The following is a 17,400-nucleotide window of genomic DNA, read 5'->3' on the forward strand; positions in this document are numbered from 1 at the left end:
TGCACCGCGACGTGAAACCCGCCAACCTGCTGGTCCGCCCGAACGGCACGCTGGTGCTCACCGACTTCGGCATCGCCCGATCGGCGCTGGTCGGGCCGGAAACCGCGGCCAAATCGGTGATCGGCGTCCCCGCATATATGTCACCGGAGCAGGTCTCCGGCAATGTCATCACCGCGGCTTCGGACATCTATGCGCTGGGTGTGGTCGCCTACCAGTGCCTGTCCGGTCATTTGCCGTTCGACGGCGCCACCCCGATCGAGATCGCCATGAAGCACGTCCGGGAGACGCCGCGGCCGCTGCCCGCCGACATCCCGCCCTCGGTGCGCGCCATCGTGGACCGCGCGCTGGCCAAGGACCCGGGTGCCCGCTGGCCGTCCGCCTCGGCGATGGCCGCGGTGGCCCGGCAAGCCGCGGCGGCGCTGTCACCGGGCCAGCCGCCTTCCGGTCCTGACCACGAGTTCTACGATCCGGTGGCGTCGGCCAGACCCGTCGGCGCGGTGCCCGCCGCCGTGTCGCCGGCCTATGTGGCGCCGGAACGCCTCGGGGTGCAGGACATCGAGCACGAGGTCGAAAGAATGTACCCACCGCCGCCGCGCCGGCTGTTCCGGCGGAGCTTGACGGCGGTCACCGTCTTCCGGGAGATGATTCGCACCGCGGAACAAATGACGTCGGCCGAGCAGCGATCCTCCGCCGCTCCCCCGAATCGCCTCGTCGTATCCCTCGCGCCGAGCGACCATCAGCGGTTCCTGTCCTGGTATCCGTCCGTTCAGTACACCTTTCCGGACCTACTCCGACAGGTCTTCACGCAACGCGGCTGGTACACCCCCGCCGTCCGAGTCGAGTTCGTGGCCGACAGCCGGTACAAAACCCCGCAGTTCCACGTCTTCGCCGAAATCACCGCCTAGGCTTCGGCGGGCGCACGCCGGGCGGGACCGGCCATCGCGTACGCGATCAGCCCGCCGCAAGCCAGCAGTCCCGCCGTGACCGCCGCGGCCGTGCTCGCCGGTGGCTGCGCCTGCCAGGTCAGGATCCGGCCGATGGCCGGGTCCGGCCGGGTGAACAGGACCGCGCCGAACGTCCAGCCCAGCGGCAGGAACCACGCCCGTGCGGTGCCGATGGTCGCGGCGCCGAGGGCGGTCAGGCCGAGCAGCCCGGCCGCGTCGCGGACCACCAGCCAGCCCGGCCCGAACCGGGCCCCGGTGGCCAGGGTGACCAGCAACGGCGCCGCGACGACCACCAGGGCCACCAGCAGGTGCGCGGCCCGGCGCGGTGGCCAGCGCAGCGCGGCCGTCTTCTCCAGGGCGTCGTCGGGGCCGCCGAGGGTGCCGGTCAGGGCGGCGACCAGCAGCAGGACGGTCAGGACGACCATCTGCCAGTCCACCTCGCGGCTGTTCGAGAACACCGACCAGAGGCCCCACATCAGCGCGGCGCAGAAACCGGCCGCGGCCAGGGCCGCCGGGGCCTGCCGGGAGCGTAGGTAGAGCGCGAGCCACCTCATCGGGTGAGGATGTCGCTGTCGACCGTGCAGGTCAGGGCGGCCTTGCGCAGGGCCAGCAGATGGGCCAGCGCCTCGTCGGCCGACTGCGCGCGCAAGGCCTGCCAGCGCGCCGCCGCCTCCGCGTCGGCCGGTTGCCGGCCGGTCAGCCAGGACGCGGCAGCCAGCTTGTCGGCGGGGGCGGTGGGCCGGTCGCACTGCGGTGGGGTGGCGAACGCCTCGGCCACCACGTCCACCGTCAGCACTGGCTCGCCGGTCTCGACGCGGACCAGGACGACGTCGTCGTGCCAGGCCGGGAACACATCGGGGAAGTACGTGGTGGTGTCCTCGTGCACGGCGGTCGGGCCGCCGGGCAGCTTCGCCAGGATGGTCAGCGCCTCCCGGGCCGGCGGCGTCACGTCGCCGAGCAGTCCGGAGTGGACCCGGCTGACGCACACCCGCGGTTCGCCGGCCGCACACACCAGTTCCTGCGCGACCGGGTCGACCGCGTCGGTGACGTACCGGTTGTCGCGCGGCATCACGGCGACGGCGAGGGCGGCGCCGAGCACCACCGGCAGCAGCGCCGCGACGCGCAGCCGCCAGCCGCCGGAGACGACCAGCATCACCGCGGTGCCGGCCAGGGCGGCCAGCCAGACGGCCTGGGACAGGCTGGCCCGGCCGGGCACGTCCGCGTAGGCGCCCGGCATGTTCATTTCGTAGATCGGCGAGAACACCAGGGCCAGCCAGCCGTGCGGACGCGTCGCGCCGGGGATGAGCAGCAGCAGCGCCAGACCGGCGATGCCGAGCGCCGGTGCGGTCGCGAGGGAGGGCAGCAATCGGCCGGCCGCCTGGCCGAGCCAGACCGCCGCGATCAGCGCGAGCGCGCCGACGACCGTGACGACAACGGCCGCGATCGGGAAGTACCGGGCGGTGCCGATGATGTAGACGCCGCCCGCGATCCCCATCAACAGATAGCCGCCCACCACCGCGACGGCCATCGCGCCGAGCGTCGGCATCGTCCGGTGCGCCCGCGTCCGCGGGGTGCTGGCGAACAGTTCGGTCACGTTCGACCGGCGTTCGCGGCTCCCCTGCCAGGCGCCGGCGGCCAGCGCCAGCGGCCACAGCAAGGCCAGGTAGAGCCGCTGCGACATGGCCAGCTGCATCCAGCCGGTGGCGAAGGCGATGCCTTCGGCGAAGTAGAGCGCCACGACGCCGATCACCAGCAGGATCACGGCCGTGCCGAGCGCCGCCGAGCGGCGCAGTTCGATGCCGAGGACGCGGCTCATCGGGCCGCCTCCGCCCGGTGCCGGCGCAGCAGGGCGGAGTAGCCCCGCTCGGCCGGGCTGTCGCCGGCGTCGCCCTCGCCGCCCTGGGCGACCAGGTCGTCGACGGTGCCCTGGTGGACGAGGCGGCCCTCGTTCAGCACGACGACGTCGGTGCACGCGGCCACCACGTCCTCGACCAGGTGGGTGGAGACCAGCACGCAGGTGTCGACGCCGACGGCGCGCAGCAGGTCGCGGAAGTCGAGGCGCTGCTCGGGGTCGAGACCCACGGTGGGTTCGTCGAGCAGCAGCACGGCCGGGTCGTTGACGATGGCCTGCGCGATGCCGGCCCGGCGCAGCATGCCGCCGGACAGCGTCTTCATCCGCGCGCCCGCCTTGGCGGTGAGCCCGACCCGGTCGATCGCCCGCTGCACCGCACCGGGGATCTCGGTCTTCGGCATCTCCTTGAGCCAGGCCATGTACTCGACGAACTCGCGCAGCGTGAAGCGCGGGTAGAAGCCGAACTGCTGCGGCAGGTAGCCCAGCCCGCGCCGGACCCGGCGCAGGTCGGCGCGGCCGTCGACCTGCACACCGAGCAGGGTCAGCCGGCCGCCGGCCGGTTTCACCACGGTGGCCAGGGCCCGCATCAGCGTGGTCTTGCCGGCCCCGTTCGGGCCGAGCAGACCGTGCACGCCGGTGTCGAGAGCCAGATCGAGCCGGTCGACGGCCAGATGCCGGCCGGCGTGGACCCGCAGCTCCTGGGCGTCGACCGCCCACGGATAGGTGGTGGGGGCCGATTCGGCCGCGCTCACCGTACGCATCGTCACTCCTTCGAAAAGCGGAAGCTGGTGGCCCGGGTCGCGGCGAGAGCGCCCAGGATCAGGGTGAGCAGAGCCCAGCCGCCGGTGGTGCCCGGCTGGAGCACCGCGGGGGGATGGATCGTGACCACCGCCGGCAGCAGCACGGCGAGGGTCCAGGCGATGCCGAGGCCGACGGCGGCGCGGTGCACGCCGATGAAGGCACCCAGCAGGATGGTGGCGGCCGAGAAGGCCAGGCAGGGCAGGAGGGCCAGGGCCAGCGAGACTCCGGTACGGCTGCTGGCCAGGGCGAGCGCCGGCACGATGACGGCGAGCACCGCGGCCGTACGCCGCAGCAGCATCGCCAGTCCGGCCGCCGGGGTGCCGGCGATCAGTTCCCAGGCGGGGTCGTGGCGCCGGCTCCAGGCGATCGCCACCCCGGGCAGTGGCGCCACCGGGGCCAGCAGCAGCACCAGCGGCAACCGGGGTTGCAGCGCCTGGAGCAGGACCGCGCAGCCGAGCACCGCCACCGTCATGGCGAGCCAAGGCCCCAGGTGCCAGACCAGCCAGCGGTTCCGCATCGCCCACGAGCGGCGGCGGGGAGCCGGGTCCGGTCCGGCCGCGATGCCCTGGTCGACGGCGGCGGCGACCCGGTCGAGCAGGGGGTCACCGCCAGCCAGGTGGGCGCGGCAGTCGGGGCACTCCTCCAGGTGCGTCTCGACCGACCACATGGTGACCTCGTCGAGGACCGCTTCCCGGTCGGCGTAGCGGGCGAGGATCGTACGGCTCAGATGGGTGCTCATGACAGCGCCTCCCGCAGCGCGATCCGGGCCCGCCGGGCCCGGGTTTTGACGGTGTTCTCCGGGACGCCCAGCAGTACCGAGGTCTCCCGCACCGACAATCCGTCGAGAACCATCGCCCGCAGCACCTGCCGGGCCTCCGGCGGCAGCACGAGCAGGGCCTGTTCCAGCTCCTGCCCGACCCGCCCGGCCAGCACCTCGTCCTCGGCGGCCGGGGCGACGGTCTCGGCCAGCGGCACCGCCGGCAGGTCGTTGAGCCGGGCCCGCCGCCGGAACGCGTCGACGAGCCGGTGCGCGGCGATGGTCCACAGCCAGCCGACCGCGCTGCCGGCCACCGCCGCCCCGGCGAAGCTGCCGGCCGCCCGCCAGACTGCCAGGTAGGTCTCCTGCATGACGTCGGCGACCACGTCGTCGTCGGCGCAGCGGCGGCGCAGCCGGGCCAGCAGCCACGGCGACGTACGCCGGTAGAGCTCGTCGAACGCCCGCCGGTCCCCGGCGGCGATGCGGCGCACGAGCTCGCCCTCGTCCTCGTCCTGACTTCGTCTCACGTTCAGCAAGACGACAGCATCGCCGCCCCGGGTTCGCCGGGGACAGTGACCTGGGTCACAGGCGTTCGTCGCCGAGGGCGCCGGGCGGCAAGTCAGCGATCCCGCCGGCTGGCCCACCAGAGCGCGACCGCACCGATGACGAGGGCGAGCAGCCCGGCGACGATGTCGGTCAGCACGTAGTACTGGACGTCCTTGCCGATACCGTCGACCGCCTCGACGAGAAGGGCCGCACCACCCAGGCCGAACAGGACGGCGAACGGCCAGCCGGCCGCCGTGCGGGTCGGCGTCCAGGACGGCGCGCCGAGCGGTGTGGTGCGCCGGGCGAACAGCAGCGCGACGATCACCAGCACTCCGAGACCGGCGGTCAACAGGTAGGGGAAGTCGTTGTCGGCGCCGGGAAGGAAGCTGACGTCGAGCCGGTAGTAGCTCACGCAATCGATCGGCACCTCCGGTATCCACGGGCGCTCGCACATCGGGTGGGCACCGAACCGGTCCGTCGCGATGAGCAGCCGGGCCCACGGCCCGCTCAGCAGCCAGGTGAGGGCGCCGGTCAACCCGTACCACGCCAGGACGGTGCCGGTGAGAGCCCACGCCCCGGTCGCCAGCCGGCGCAGAAAGACCCGCACGGTGAGCGAGCTCGCCGGCAGGCGGCGAGCGACGGTGGCCGCCGCGCCGAAGCGGTCGACCGCCTCGCGCTCGGCGGCCTCGGCGTCCAGGCCCCGGGCACGCCCCTCGGCGGCGGCCTCGGTGAGATGTTCCTCGGCCTCGATCAGGAGTCGCCGTCCGTTCGCGCCGGTGCCGACCAGCCGGTTGAACATTTCGTCGAGGTAGCGGTCGACGGGTCCTCCGTCGCGCCCGGATGCGGCCGTCACGCGGGGCCCGCAGCGGCCATCGGCCCGATGATGGCCTGGACGCCGACGACGAAGCCGCCCCACTCCCGCTTCTTGGCGGCCCGGGCGCGGTGGCCGTCGTCGGTCAGCTCGTAGACCCGGCGCCGGCGCGGCGTCGTATCGTCCCAGCGACTGGCCACCAGACCGGCCCGCTCGAGGCGCTGCAACGCCGGGTAGACCGTGCCCTCCGGAAGGTCGAAGGTGCCTTCCGAACGGTCGCGCAGAGCGGTGATCACGGCGTATCCGTGCACCGGGCCGGTGCTGTCCAGCACCGACAAGAGGAGGAGGTCGAGATGACCACGGATTTCCATACCCAGGGAACCTAGGCATAGAAAAGCTAGGCGTCAATGGACGCGCACCGAAGAGGGCATTTGCGGGCAGCCCGATTCGGTAAACCTTGTTGAATGTCGGACCGATGCGAAGCATGGGAGACCCCTCCCCGGCAGCAGCTTCGGCACCGGCGAGATCGAGACCATGACCAACAGCACCTCGAACGTCTACTACGACGGTCAGGGGCACCTCGTACTCCAGGCGTTGCACTCCGGTTCCGACCCCCGGGCCGGCTGGACGTCCGGCCGGGTGGAGACCCAGGCGGCCACGTTCGGCGCGGCCGCGGGCGGCGTCGTACGCATGGAATCGGTCCTGCAACAGCCCAACGTCACCACCGCCAACGGCGCCGGCTACTGGCCGGCGTTCTGGATGCTCGGCGCGCCGCTGCGGTCCGGGGTCACCTGGCCGAAGTCCGGCGAGATCGACATCATGGAGGACATCAACGGCCGCAGCTCGGTCTTCGGCGCCCTGCACTGCGGCGTCAACCCGGGCGGCCCGTGCAACGAGTCCACCGGCATCACCTCCGGCGAGCGGGCCTGCGGCGGCTGCCAGACCGGTTTCCACAACTACGCGGTGGAGATCGACCGCTCGACGTCGCCGGAGCAGATCCGCTTCTACCTGGACGGCAACAACTACTACACGATCAACGCCAACCAGGTCGACGCCACCACCTGGGCCGACGCGGTGGACCACCCGTTCTACATCATCTACGACCTGGCCATCGGCGGCGGTTTCCCGGACGCGTTCGCGGCGGCCCGAACGGCGCAACGGTGTCCGGCGGCAAGCTGGTCATCGACTCGGTGGCGGTCTACAACAAGGGTTCCGGCTCCTCCGGCGGCGGCGGTTCGGTCACCGGCCAGACCATCAGCGGCCCCGGCGGCAAATGCGTGGACGTGGCCGGCGACGACAACGGCGGCGACGGCAGCGCGGTCCAGCTCTGGGACTGCCAGTCCGGAGCGAAGGACCAGCACTGGACCTGGAACGGCCAGGCCCTGCAGACCCTCGGCAAGTGCCTGGACATCGCCGGCGGAAACAGCGCCGGCGGCACGAAGTTGCAGCTGGTCACCTGCAACAGCGGCGGCTATCAGGCGTGGGTGCGACAGTCCGACGGCTCGCTGCGCAATCCCACGAGCGGCCGCTGCATGGACTCACCGAACGGCGCCACCGCCAACGGCATCCGCCTGCAGATCTGGGACTGCAACGGCGCCGCGGCCCAGAAATTCGCGATCGGCACCCCGATCTACGGCCCCGGCGGCAAGTGCGTCGACGTGGCCGGCGACGACAACGGCGGCGACGGCACGGCGATCCAGCTGTGGGACTGCCAGCAGGCGACATCGGCCGACCAGAAGTGGACCTGGAACGGCCAGACCCTGCGCACGCTGAGCAAGTGCCTGGACATCGCGGGTGGCGCCAGCGCGGCCGGCACCAAGCTCCAACTGGCCACCTGCAACGGAAGCGGCTACCAGAACTGGGTGGCCGACACGAACGGCTCGATGTCCAACCCCACCACGGGCCGCTGCATCGACTCCCCCAACGGCGCCACCACGAACGGCACCCGCCTGCAGATCTGGGACTGCAACGGCGCTGCGGCCCAGGAGTTCGCCCTGGCCTGAGTTCCCGGGGGCCGGTGCACCACGACCGGCCCCCTCCATATCGCCGGTGCTTTTTTGGCAGGGGCGCGGAATTGCTACTTTGAGTTGATTGTTCGGCCCTTTTGATATTGGCATGATCGATTATTGGCCGACGCGGTTCGGGGCGCGGGAGAATATCTCCATGCGCTACCAGCAGCTTCAGCTTTTCGGCCGGCCGGCAACTGCTGCCATGCGTGATCGCACCAAAGCACGTAACTATTCGCCGGACAAAGAGCAGTTCCGCCGCGACCATGCGCGTCGCCGGCGGTGGGGACTCGAGCGACGCCACGCACGCAAGCTGTGCCGGTCGCGGGGCTGCTCGCGCCAGTGCGCCGAGCTGGGCCTGCACGATGAGGCCGAATCCGTCCCGCCACTGATCTGGCCGGCCGAGGCAACCTGCACCCGGCGACCATCACCGGCGAAGCCCAGCCACGATGCCGCGGCCGACGGCGACGGGTCGTCACACGACCCGCAGCGGGCCGACCGGTCCGCCCGCACCGAGCAGGCGGCCCGCGCAGACCGGACCGAAACCGAACAAGTGGCTGTTCGGACCGCGCCCGCAAGTGGGGCAGATGCTGGCGTTCGGGCCGGGCCCGCCGATAGCGCAGACACCGGCGTTCGGACCGAGCCCACAAGTGGGGCAGATGCTGCTCAAAGTAGGCCTGTTCGGCAGGTCGGGGCAGCGGAGCTCGGCCTGCCCGGCCGCCGATCTCGCCCCGGGTGCCGGGCGCACGCGACCGGCCGGATGGACGGTGCAGGCCGCGTTGAGTCGGCGCGCCGCATCGAGCCGCCGGGCGGCATGGATCGGCGAGGCAGAACAAACAAGGCCGGCCGCCAGGTGCCGTCGCGCGGTCCGGGTCCGGTCGCGGCACGGCGCTTGCCCGGCCGGCGAGATCCGCCGGCGGCCGCATCGCCCGCGGCAGCATCGCTGGCGGCAGCATCGCCCGCAGCAGCATCGCTGGCCGCGGCATCACTGGCCGCGGCATCACTGGCGGTGGCATCGCCGTGTCACTGGCAGCGACCTCGCCGCGGTTGACCTAGGGCCAGGACATCATCCAGGAAACGTTCACCGGAGCATCAGCGAGCGCCGTCGAAAGGCCGAATAAATTTGCTGTTGAATCGGCTGGCGCTGCGCCCGAAGGCGGAGGGTTTAGCTCGCCCGGAAAGGAGGAAAGCGGAAGAATCCCCCCGGCGCAGCATCGTGCAGGAGCCTGATATCAGGTGGCAGCCGGAAATGCCCTCGCGTAAGCATTTTCTGACGCGTTCACATCGGCCTTAAAAGGGGTGCTCCTGGCCCATTTACTCGGTCGGCATCTGGGTCATCGCCGCGCACAGTCGGGCGGGCGGCGGGCCGGGGCGCCGCCCGGTTCAGTCGGCGGCTCGGGGCTGCTGCTGGTGGCGGCTCGCGACCGCCACCTTGAAACGCCTGCCCGGGTTCGGGCCGGGGGTGGCGGTTATCCGCAGTGGGCGGGTTGGCGGGGTGATGGTCAGGTGGCGGACCAGCATGGCCATGGTGGCTACGGCCAGGACCTCGGTCATGCCGGCGCCCAGGCACGTGTGGCTGCCCACCGAGAACGGGGCGTAGACCGATGCTCGGCGGCCGGGCGCGAAATCCCGGTCGATGTCGAAGCGGCCCGGGTCGGGGAAGTGCTCGGGCAGTTGGTGCGGCACCGATGTGGCTACCAGGACGCGGTGGCCGGTTTCGATGCGGAAACCCGCGAAGTCAAAATCCTCGATCACCGTACGGGCTGAGCCGGGCGCCGGCGGGTACACCCGGAGCGTCTCCAGGACCAGGCCTCGTAGCGCCGGCATGTCTCGCAGCCTCGCGAAGTCGAGCCGGTCGCCGCCGTAGGCACTGTCCACCTCGGCGGTCACCCTCGCGTGCACCTCGGGGTGCTTCAGCAGCGCGTACAGCATGAAGCTGTAGAGGTACGCGACGGTGTTGATGCCGGCGAAGTAGCCCTGCAGCGCCATTCCCGCCCGTACCTCGATGGGGTAGGGGTTGCCGTTCTCGTCGGTCGCCGCGAGGGCCTTGTCGAGCAGGTCGGCCGGGCCGGCCTGAGGGTGGGTGGCGCGTTGTTCGAGCGCGGCGCGGGCGAACGCGTGGATCTCGGCGCGGGCGCGGCGGTAGGCCGGCCGTTTCAGAGCCACGGCCGGCCATTTGCCGGCGATGGTGACGTCGAGGACCAGCTCGAACGCCGACCGGAGGGTCTCGAACCGGGCCGCGGAGCTGGCGCCGGTGAAGGCGATGGACAGCTGGGCGGCGGCCAGCCGCTGGAAACGGTCGACCACCGGCAGCGCCGCCTGCCCGGCCCACTCTCCCAGCCGGCGTTCGGTCTCGGCGGCGACCTCGTCCCACCGGGCGGCCAGCAGGTCCCTCGACAGGCCGGTGGCCAGGACCTTGCGCAGGTGCCGGTGCGGGCGGCCACGCAGCACGTGCACCCGCATCCCGAACTCGCGGTTGAGGCCGCCGAAGCTCTCCTCGCTGGAGAACACCTCGTCGCCGTGTTCGAGCAGGAATCGGTTGGCCTGTTCGCCGGCCATGATGACGAACGCCTGGTTGAGCGCCCGGACCCGGAAGACCGGGCCCATCTCGCGGTGGGTGTCGACCAGGAACTGCTGGACGTCGCCCATCATCCGCAGGGCGTTGCCCAGCACGGGGAGGCCGGGTGCGGCCGGCGGACTCGGAGTCATGCGTCCATTCTGGACCCTGTCAGAGGCGGGCGGCGGGTGGGAGATCGGCGATCGCGGCGGCCGGCCAGTTCCGCGGGAGCGGGCCGAGCCCGATCAGGGCCCGGGACTGCAGGCGGCACCACGGGGAGTAGGCGGGATTGTCGGCGTGCACGGTGGTCAGGAAACCGTCCCAGGGGATCCACCGGACGGCGGCCACCTCGGCGGGGTTGGGCCGCGGCTGCACGGACGCGATGGCGTAGAAGACCGGGCACATCTCGTTCTCCACCACACCGTCCAGCTCGGCGCGGTAGCGGAAGGCGGGCAGCACGAGGCGGATTTCGTCAAGTTCCAGGCCCAGTTCGTACGAGGCGCGCCGGGCGACCGCGGCGCTCATCGACTCGCCCTCCTGCGGGTGCCCGCAGACGCTGTTGGTCCAGATGCCCGGCCAGGTGTGTTTACTGATCGCCCGCTGGGTCAGCAGGAACCGCCCGGCGGTGTCGAAGACGTAGCAGGAGAAGGCGAGATGCAGCGGGGTGGTGTCGGTGTGGACGGTGCGTTTGTCCTGGCGTCCCCGGGCGTGGCCGTCCTCATCGAGCAGGATGACGTGTTCCATGGCATTTTCCCGTTTCCGCAGACCGTTGCGATGAGTGACTGACTCGCCGTGGTCAGTAGCTGTCGATCACCACGAAACGTAAGCGTCTATCAATGCAAAATGCATTGTGATCCATGTCTCACTCGACTAAGCGTGATGGTCCACTCACGATAGGTGAGTCCCATGTGATCCACACCTGGCAGCGGTCCCCCCGCCGCAGAACAGGAAAACTCAATGCGCCACTTCTCGGTCCTGGAGCATCTGGCCGGGCAGCTGAATCCACTGTGTCGGGTCCTCGACCTGGACCCGACCACTCCCCTGGACCTCCTGGCCGGACTGCTCGGGCCGCACGGCGCACGCTCGCTCGCCGACCCGCCGGCCTGGCCCTCGGACATCGCCGACGACCACTCACCGGTCGAGTTCTCCATCGCCTTCAACCACACCGAACCCCCGGCCCTGCGCCTGCTCGCCGAGGTGCCGGGCGTTCCGCCCGGGATCGACACCAACACCCGGGCGGCGTACGCGTTCCTGGCCGACAATGCTGCCCGGTTCGGTCTCGCCACCGAACGACTCGACGCGGTCCGGGACGTGTTCGCCACGACCCAGCCGGCCGGCAATTTCGCGCTGTGGTGCTCGCTGGTGTTCCGGCACGGGCGGGATCCCGAGTTCAAGGTGTACTTCAACCCCGAGGTGGCCGGCGTCGACCGGGCCCCGGAACTGGTCGAGGAGGCGCTGGGCCGGCTCGGTCTCGGCGACTCGTACCGAACGATGCTGGCCCGCTCGATCCGCCCCGGCGAGCTGGGCCGCCGCGACCGGCTGGCGTTCTTCGCCCTCGACCTGCACGACGGCCCGCAGGCCCGGGTGAAGCTGTACGTCAGCCATTACGACGCCGACGCGGCCGACGCGGCCCGCGCCGCCACCGTGGTGGACGGTGTCGACCCGGACGAGGTCGCCGAGTTCTGCCTGGCCGCCGGCGGCGGGAGCCGGTTCGGTGGACGGCCGCTGGTCGGCAGCTACACGCTGGCCGGCGGTGCCGACCGGCCGGTCGGCTACAGCGTCTACGTGCCGATCCGCGACTACGTCGACGACGACCTGCAGGCCCGCGAGCGGGTGGCGGCCCTGCTCGCCCGGCACGGGTTCAGCACCGCGCCGCTGCACCGGTCCATCGCCGCGGTGTCCCGCCGCCCGCTCGCCGCCGGCGTCGGGCTGATCGCGCACGTGTCGCTACGCCTCGGGCCGCCCCGGCCGGGCGTCACGGTCTACCTGTCCGCCGAGGCGTACGAGGTTGCCCAGCCCCGCTCGGTCTGGATCCCCGCCGCCTGAACCGTTAGGAGTCACCGTGTCGCTGCCCCCGTACCGAATCAAGGTGGTCGAGCCCATCCCGTTCCTCAGCCCCGAGGAGCGGGCCGCCGCGCTCGGCGCCGCCGGTTACAACCCGTTCAACCTGCGGGCCGACCAGATCACCATCGACCTGCTCTCCGACTCGGGCACCGGGGCCACCTCGGCGGCCCAGGAGGCGGCCGCCGCGGTCGGCGACGAGTCGTACGCCGGCGCCCGTTCCTGGTTCCGGTTCCTCGACGAGGCGGCCGCCCTGACCGGTTACCCGCACATCCTGCCGGTGCACCAGGGCCGGGCCGGCGAGCGCATCCTGTTCGGCACGCTGCTGCGGCCGGGCCAGATCTGCGTCAGCAACACCCACTTCGACACCACCCACGCCAATGTGGAGCTATCCGGCGCCGAGGCCCGCGACCTGCCCTGCGCCGAGGCGCTCGACCTGGACAGCCACGAGCCGTTCAAGGGCAACATCGACGTGGCCGCCCTGGCCGAGCTGCTGGCCGGGCCGGACGGGGAACGCGTCGGCCTGGTGCTGATGACCATCACCAACAACGGGCTCGGCGCCCAGCCGGTCTCGATGGCCAACCTCCAGGCCGTGCACGCGCTCTGCCGGCAGCACGGTGTCCCGTTCTTCCTGGACGCGGCCCGCTTCGCGGAGAACGCGTGGCTGGTCCGTGAGCGCGAGCCGGAATACCACGACCGGACGCCACGGGAGATCGCCCGGGAGGCGTTCGACCTGGCCGACGGCTGCGTGATCAGCCTCAAGAAGGACGGCCTGGCCAGCATCGGCGGGTGCATCGGCCTGCGCGACGACGACCTGCACGCCCGCTGCGAGGCCAACCTCATCGCCACCGAGGGCTTCTCGACGTACGGCGGACTGGCCGGGCACGACCTGGAACGGCTCGCCGTCGGGCTGCGCGAGGTGGTCGATCCGGCGTACCTCTCGGCTCGTGCCGCCGCGACCACCCACCTGGCGCAACTGATCAACGAGGCCGGGGTGGACACCGTCCAGCCGGCCGGCATCCACGCGCTGTACCTCAACGCCGGTCGCCTGCTGCCGCACCTGTCCCCGGCCGAGTTCCCCGGGCACTCGCTCGGCTGCCAGCTCTTCCTGGACGGCGGGGTGCGCTGCGCCGAGCTCGGCTCGCTCTACCTGGGCACCATGGACGAACAGCACCGGCTGGTCACGCCGGCGCCGTTCGAACTGGTCCGGCTGGCCATCCCGCGCCGGGTCTACAGCCAGGAGCACTTCGAGTACGTGGCGGAGACGCTGGCCGGGATCGCCAAGGACCCGGAGCGGATCACCGGTTACCGGATCGTGTCGACCCCGCCCATCCTGCGGCACTTCAAGGTCAGGCTGGAGCCTTTGCGGTGATCCGGGACATGGCGTGCCGGACCAGGGTGACCAGCGCGAGCTTGCTGGACGGCCGGTCCCGCGCGTCGCACCAGACCAGCGGCACCCGCGGGTCGAGCTCCAGCGCGCCGCGGATCTCCTCCTCGGTGTAGGCACACTCGCCGAAGAACCGGTTGACCGCGGTGACGAACGGGATGCCCCGCCGCTCGAAGTAGTCGACGGCGGGGAAGCTGGAGTCCAGCCGGCGGGTGTCGACCAGCACGATCGCGCCGACCGCGCCCTGGGCCAGCTCGTCCCACATGAACCAGAACCGGTCCTGCCCGGGCGTGCCGAACAGGTACAGCACCACGTCCGGGCTGATCGTGATGCGCCCGAAGTCCAGCGCCACGGTGGTGGTCGTCTTGCCCTCCACCCCGGTGATGTCGTCCACCCCGATGCTGGCCTCGGTCAGGATCTCCTCCGTGGTCAGCGGCGGGATCTCGCTCACCGAGGCCACCAGCGTCGTCTTGCCGGTGCCGAAGCCGCCGGCCACGACGATCTTGACCGATGTACGGTCCACGTGTCCTCCTTACAACCGTTCCAGGCCGGCGAGCACCGAGTCGAGCAGGTGCAGGTCGATGATTTTCTGCTGTGCCGGCGAGCCAACGCCGAGATAACCCTGCTCGACCAGTACGTCGACCATCACCTTGGTGATCGCCAGCGGCAGGTGCAGGTAGGCGCCGATCTCGGCGACCGACATCCAGTTCGCGCACCGGTTCACGATCTCGACGTACTCCGGTTCGAGCCGGCGGGTGTCCACCGCCAGCGCCACCACCTGGGTGGCCAGGTCGAGAGTGGAGTCACGCGGTGCGGTGCGGCCGTTCACCAGGACGTACAACGGCACGAACCGGCCCGCGGCTGACTCGTCGTCGCCGTCCCAGGTATCAAACGTCATGGGCCGCCACCCGGGCACCGGTGCCCAGATATTCGCCGATGCGGGTGACGAGGCGGCTCACCTCGTACGCCACCAGGCCCATGTCGACGTCCTCCTCGCACAGGACGGCCAGTCGCGCGTTCTGCCCGGCCGCCGCGATGAACAGGGTGCGGTCGCCGTACTCGATGACGACCTGGTGGACCGGGCCGCTATCGAAGCGGCGCCCGGTGCCGGCGGCCACGCTGTACATCGAGGACGCACCGGCGGCGAGGATCTCGGCCAGGTCCTGGGACATGAACGTCGACTTCTGGATGATCAGGCCGTCGGTGGAGAGCACCACGACCGACACGACGTGCGGGACCTCGACGAGGTCGTCCAGCATCCAGGGCAGGTCGGTGGAGGCAGTCGGATTGGTCACGAGTTCCCGCCTTGCTCAGGGTTGATGGTGGTGTCGTCACGGTCCGCCGCCGCACCTTCGGCCCAGCCCCGCTGGTAACGGGAGAACCGGTTACGGGCCTCCTCGGGCGAACGGGCCGGGGTGGCCGGCGCCTCGGCACTCTCCTTCTTGCCGCTGTCCAGCAGCTCCGGCGCAAGGTGCTGCTGCGGGCGGCGGTGCGGCAGCGGTGGCCGCTCGGGCCGCGCCGCCGTGGTGTCGGCCGGTGGCCGGGCGGCCTCCGGCTGGGGAGGAGCCATGGCCGGGCCCGGGTCCGGTTCCAGGACACCCACCGCGGACCGGGCGGTCAGCGGCGCGGAATCGGCCGGGCCGGACCGCGCCTCGGTGCGCTGGGCGGCCGGGACGACCGGCATGGCCCGGGTGTCCGCCACGCCGTCGGCGTCACCGCCGACCAGGATCCGTTCCGGCAGCAGCACGATCGCCAGCAGGCCGCCGTACGCCGAGCGCCGCAGGCTGATCTGCACGCCCTCCCGCTTGGCCAGCTCGGCGACCACGTGCAGACCGATCTGGGCGCCGTCGCGCAGCTCGGTCACGTCCGGCGTCGGTGCGGTGGCGAGCAGCGTGTTGGCCCGCTCCACCGCCTCGGCCGACATGCCCACCCCGGCGTCCTCGATCTCCACCGCCACACCGTGCTGCACCCGGCTCGAGGTGACCCACACCGTGGTCTCCGGCGGCGAGAACGCCAGCGCGTTGTCCAGCAGCTCGGCCAGCAGGTGGATGACCTCGGCGACCGCGTGCCCGACCAGCGCCACGTCGTTGGCGCTGCGCAGGGTGATCCGCTGGTAGTTGCGGGCCTCGGCGAACGCGGCCAGCAGCACCCGGCGCAACGGCACCGGGTTCTGGAAGCGCCGGCCGATCTGCCCTCCGGCCAGGATCACCAGATTTTCCAGGAACCGCCGGGTCTGGTTGAGCTGGTGGTGGATGTCGAACAGGTCGGTCAGCAGTTTCTCGTCGCCGACCTGTTCCTGCAGGTCCTCGACCACCTTGAGGCCGCGCTGCAGCGGGCGCTGCGGACGGCGGGCGACACCCATCAGCATCGCCGTACCGGCCGCGCGGGCCTTGGCCTCGTCGACCGCCGCGCCGGCCGCCGCCTGCAGCGACCGGTTGATGACCCGGGCGACCTGGCCGATCTCGTCGCCGCCGTAGTCCGGCGCGGCGAACTCGGTGGTCAGGTCGACGGACTCGCGGCGGCGCAGCCGCTCCATGACGGCCGGCAGGCGCTGGTCGACCAGCGCGTCCGCGTCGCTACCGAGGCGGGCCAGGCGGACCGAGAGGGCCCGGTCGACCAGGACACGCGACTGGCGCACCGCCCACAGGATCGCCGCCACCGCCACCGCGAGGGCCAGCAGCGACCCCAGTGACGCGGTGAGCAGCTGGTTGTTACCGGTGCGCAGGGCCTTGGCCGACACCTGGTCGGCCTGCCGGACGGTCAGGTCGATCAGGTCGGCCGAGACCGCGGCGGTCAGCTGGGACCACCGGTCCACGCCGATCGACAGGCCGGGCGGCACGCGTTTGGCCCACGGGCCGCCGGCGGTGATGCCGTTTTCCACCCGGACCAGCTGTTTCCAGTTGTCGCTCGCCTCGACCACGGTGTACCGCGCGCGGGCGTCCGGCTCGAGGTGGGCGGCGGCGGTGGTGAGCCCGGCGTGGTAGGCCCCCACGAGCCGCACGAACTCGAGGTAGTTGGCCTGGCTCAGCGGTCCGGAGGCGAGCGCGCCGTCGATGATCGAGCCGGCCCGGGACATCAGGTCGCTGGCCCGGAACAGCTCGGTGGCGAGGATGCCGCCCTGGGTCGCGGTCACGTCGGGCACCACGCGGGCCTGGTTGTCGAACAGGTCGGTGGCCGCGTCGAGCAGGTCGTTGTAGAACGAGGACGCGGTCTGGCCGCTCATCGACCGGGCGTCGATCGCGCTGCGGGTGGTGGCCAGCCGGTCGAGGTAGTCGGACAGGGACGCCCACCGCGTCTTGATCGACTTCGGGGCCTGGCCGAGCGCGCCGTCGGCCGCGCCGCGCAGCGCGGTCACCTGCTCGTCGGTCTGCCGGCGGCGGTCGAGCAGCGGGTTCAGCCCGTTGGACGGGCGGGCCAGGTAGGCCACGCTGAGCCGGCGCTCCTGCTGCAGCGAGGAGAGCGCGGCCACGGCGGGGATGGAGACCTGGCGCACCGAGTTGGCGACCGCCCGGTTGTAGAAGCCCTGGAAGACCAGGTAGCCCGAGGCGGCGAACCAGAGGAGCAGGGCCACCACACTGGGCACCAGGACGAGCCGCACGACCCGCCGGGAGATGGACTGCTGCCGGGAAGTTTGCTCTATCGCCGGACCGGCCGATATGGACGTCAACGTTCATCCAA

At 71.6% G+C, this 17,400-nt stretch carries 17 protein-coding genes and 1 pseudogene; 5 read left to right on the forward strand and 13 right to left on the reverse strand.

The annotated features are described in order from the left end of the window. Window positions 1-905, forward strand: a 905-nt coding sequence (locus tag Ato02nite_RS10735; protein WP_213006297.1) for an FhaA domain-containing protein, incomplete at its 5' end; no start/stop codon positions are given. On the opposite strand, the gene Ato02nite_RS10740 is transcribed toward Ato02nite_RS10735, so the two are convergent. The 7 genes from Ato02nite_RS10740 to Ato02nite_RS10770 all read right to left on the reverse strand — a co-directional run bounded on the left by Ato02nite_RS10740 (window position 902) and on the right by Ato02nite_RS10770 (window position 6,082). Then, complete coding sequence (locus Ato02nite_RS10740; RefSeq protein WP_213006298.1) at window positions 902-1,498, reverse strand: hypothetical protein; 597 nt, start codon at window positions 1,496-1,498, stop codon at window positions 902-904. The genes Ato02nite_RS10735 and Ato02nite_RS10740 overlap by 4 nt on opposite strands. Further along, complete coding sequence (locus Ato02nite_RS10745; RefSeq protein WP_213006299.1) at window positions 1,495-2,760, reverse strand: hypothetical protein; 1,266 nt, start codon at window positions 2,758-2,760, stop codon at window positions 1,495-1,497. Before Ato02nite_RS10745 ends, Ato02nite_RS10740 begins: the two co-directional genes overlap by 4 nt. After that, window positions 2,757-3,557 (reverse strand): ATP-binding cassette domain-containing protein, encoded by an 801-nt coding sequence (locus tag Ato02nite_RS10750; RefSeq protein WP_213006300.1) that lies wholly within the window; start codon window positions 3,555-3,557, stop codon window positions 2,757-2,759. The genes Ato02nite_RS10745 and Ato02nite_RS10750 overlap by 4 nt, the downstream gene beginning before the upstream one ends. Window positions 3,558-3,559: 2 nt before the next feature. Beyond that, window positions 3,560-4,336, reverse strand: coding sequence for an anti-sigma factor family protein (locus Ato02nite_RS10755; protein WP_213006301.1), 777 nt, complete (start codon window positions 4,334-4,336; stop codon window positions 3,560-3,562). Continuing rightward, a complete protein-coding gene (locus Ato02nite_RS10760; RefSeq protein WP_213006302.1) occupies window positions 4,333-4,881 on the reverse strand; it encodes an RNA polymerase sigma factor in 549 nt (182 codons plus the stop codon). Before Ato02nite_RS10760 ends, Ato02nite_RS10755 begins: the two co-directional genes overlap by 4 nt. A gap of 92 nt (window positions 4,882-4,973) precedes the next feature. Beyond that, window positions 4,974-5,753: a hypothetical protein gene (locus Ato02nite_RS10765; RefSeq protein WP_213006303.1), complete on the reverse strand. Its 780-nt coding sequence runs from the start codon at window positions 5,751-5,753 to the stop codon at window positions 4,974-4,976. Further along, entirely contained in the window at window positions 5,750-6,082 is a 333-nt protein-coding gene (locus Ato02nite_RS10770; protein ID WP_213006304.1) for a PadR family transcriptional regulator, read from the reverse strand. Before Ato02nite_RS10770 ends, Ato02nite_RS10765 begins: the two co-directional genes overlap by 4 nt. A 388-nt stretch (window positions 6,083-6,470) precedes the next feature. Between Ato02nite_RS10770 and Ato02nite_RS52960 the strand changes: the two are divergent. Beyond that, window positions 6,471-6,710: pseudogene (locus tag Ato02nite_RS52960) on the forward strand (discoidin domain-containing protein); the annotation flags it as partial. Between the two features lie 161 nt (window positions 6,711-6,871). Continuing rightward, window positions 6,872-7,714, forward strand: a complete 843-nt coding sequence (locus Ato02nite_RS10780; protein ID WP_246606428.1) for a ricin-type beta-trefoil lectin domain protein — start codon at window positions 6,872-6,874, stop codon at window positions 7,712-7,714. Between the two features lie 1,386 nt (window positions 7,715-9,100). On the opposite strand, the gene Ato02nite_RS10785 is transcribed toward Ato02nite_RS10780, so the two are convergent. Next, entirely contained in the window at window positions 9,101-10,426 is a 1,326-nt protein-coding gene (locus Ato02nite_RS10785; protein ID WP_213006305.1) for a cytochrome P450, read from the reverse strand. Between the two features lie 19 nt (window positions 10,427-10,445). Continuing rightward, the gene (gene idi, locus Ato02nite_RS10790; protein ID WP_213006306.1) at window positions 10,446-11,018 is read right to left on the reverse strand and encodes an isopentenyl-diphosphate Delta-isomerase; all 573 of its coding nucleotides are present in this window, start codon (window positions 11,016-11,018) and stop codon (window positions 10,446-10,448) included. Window positions 11,019-11,231: 213 nt separating this feature from the next. Between idi and Ato02nite_RS10795 the strand changes: the two genes are divergently transcribed. Continuing rightward, on the forward strand, window positions 11,232-12,320 hold the full coding sequence (locus Ato02nite_RS10795) for a tryptophan dimethylallyltransferase family protein (RefSeq protein ID WP_213006307.1): 1,089 nt from the start codon (window positions 11,232-11,234) through the stop codon (window positions 12,318-12,320). Window positions 12,321-12,336: 16 nt separating this feature from the next. Beyond that, window positions 12,337-13,707, forward strand: a complete 1,371-nt coding sequence (locus Ato02nite_RS10800) for a tryptophanase (protein ID WP_213006308.1) — start codon at window positions 12,337-12,339, stop codon at window positions 13,705-13,707. Here Ato02nite_RS10800 and Ato02nite_RS10805 read toward each other — a convergent pair. From Ato02nite_RS10805 to Ato02nite_RS10820, 4 genes are read right to left on the reverse strand one after another with little or no spacing between them, the layout of a single operon-like run. Continuing rightward, window positions 13,685-14,245, reverse strand: a complete 561-nt coding sequence (locus Ato02nite_RS10805; protein ID WP_213006309.1) for a GTP-binding protein — start codon at window positions 14,243-14,245, stop codon at window positions 13,685-13,687. The two genes, Ato02nite_RS10800 and Ato02nite_RS10805, sit on opposite strands and share 23 nt — an antisense overlap. A gap of 9 nt (window positions 14,246-14,254) precedes the next feature. Beyond that, window positions 14,255-14,620, reverse strand: coding sequence for a DUF742 domain-containing protein (locus Ato02nite_RS10810; protein WP_213006310.1), 366 nt, complete (start codon window positions 14,618-14,620; stop codon window positions 14,255-14,257). Further along, a complete protein-coding gene (locus Ato02nite_RS10815) occupies window positions 14,610-15,017 on the reverse strand; it encodes a roadblock/LC7 domain-containing protein (RefSeq protein ID WP_213006311.1) in 408 nt (135 codons plus the stop codon). The genes Ato02nite_RS10810 and Ato02nite_RS10815 overlap by 11 nt, the downstream gene beginning before the upstream one ends. Beyond that, the gene (locus Ato02nite_RS10820; protein WP_246606429.1) at window positions 15,014-17,389 is read right to left on the reverse strand and encodes a sensor histidine kinase; all 2,376 of its coding nucleotides are present in this window, start codon (window positions 17,387-17,389) and stop codon (window positions 15,014-15,016) included. The genes Ato02nite_RS10815 and Ato02nite_RS10820 overlap by 4 nt, the downstream gene beginning before the upstream one ends. Window positions 17,390-17,400 lie beyond the last annotated feature (11 nt).

The organism is Paractinoplanes toevensis (assembly GCF_018332695.1).
Lineage (GTDB): Bacteria > Actinomycetota > Actinomycetes > Mycobacteriales > Micromonosporaceae > Actinoplanes > Actinoplanes toevensis.

Excerpts from the sequence above, each read along its gene's own strand:
- Ato02nite_RS10755 (WP_213006301.1), bottom strand. The coding sequence starts at position 4,336 with ATGAGCACCCATCTGAGCCGTACGATCCTCGCCCGCTACGCCGACCGG.
- Ato02nite_RS10795 (WP_213006307.1), top strand. The coding sequence starts at position 11,232 with ATGCGCCACTTCTCGGTCCTGGAGCATCTGGCCGGGCAGCTGAATCCA.
- Ato02nite_RS10745 (WP_213006299.1), bottom strand. The coding sequence starts at position 2,760 with ATGAGCCGCGTCCTCGGCATCGAACTGCGCCGCTCGGCGGCGCTCGGC.
- idi (WP_213006306.1), bottom strand. The coding sequence starts at position 11,018 with ATGGAACACGTCATCCTGCTCGATGAGGACGGCCACGCCCGGGGACGC.
- Ato02nite_RS10750 (WP_213006300.1), bottom strand. The coding sequence starts at position 3,557 with ATGCGTACGGTGAGCGCGGCCGAATCGGCCCCCACCACCTATCCGTGG.
- Ato02nite_RS10770 (WP_213006304.1), bottom strand. The coding sequence starts at position 6,082 with ATGGAAATCCGTGGTCATCTCGACCTCCTCCTCTTGTCGGTGCTGGAC.
- Ato02nite_RS10785 (WP_213006305.1), bottom strand. The coding sequence starts at position 10,426 with ATGACTCCGAGTCCGCCGGCCGCACCCGGCCTCCCCGTGCTGGGCAAC.
- Ato02nite_RS10810 (WP_213006310.1), bottom strand. The coding sequence starts at position 14,620 with ATGACGTTTGATACCTGGGACGGCGACGACGAGTCAGCCGCGGGCCGG.
- Ato02nite_RS10740 (WP_213006298.1), bottom strand. The coding sequence starts at position 1,498 with ATGAGGTGGCTCGCGCTCTACCTACGCTCCCGGCAGGCCCCGGCGGCC.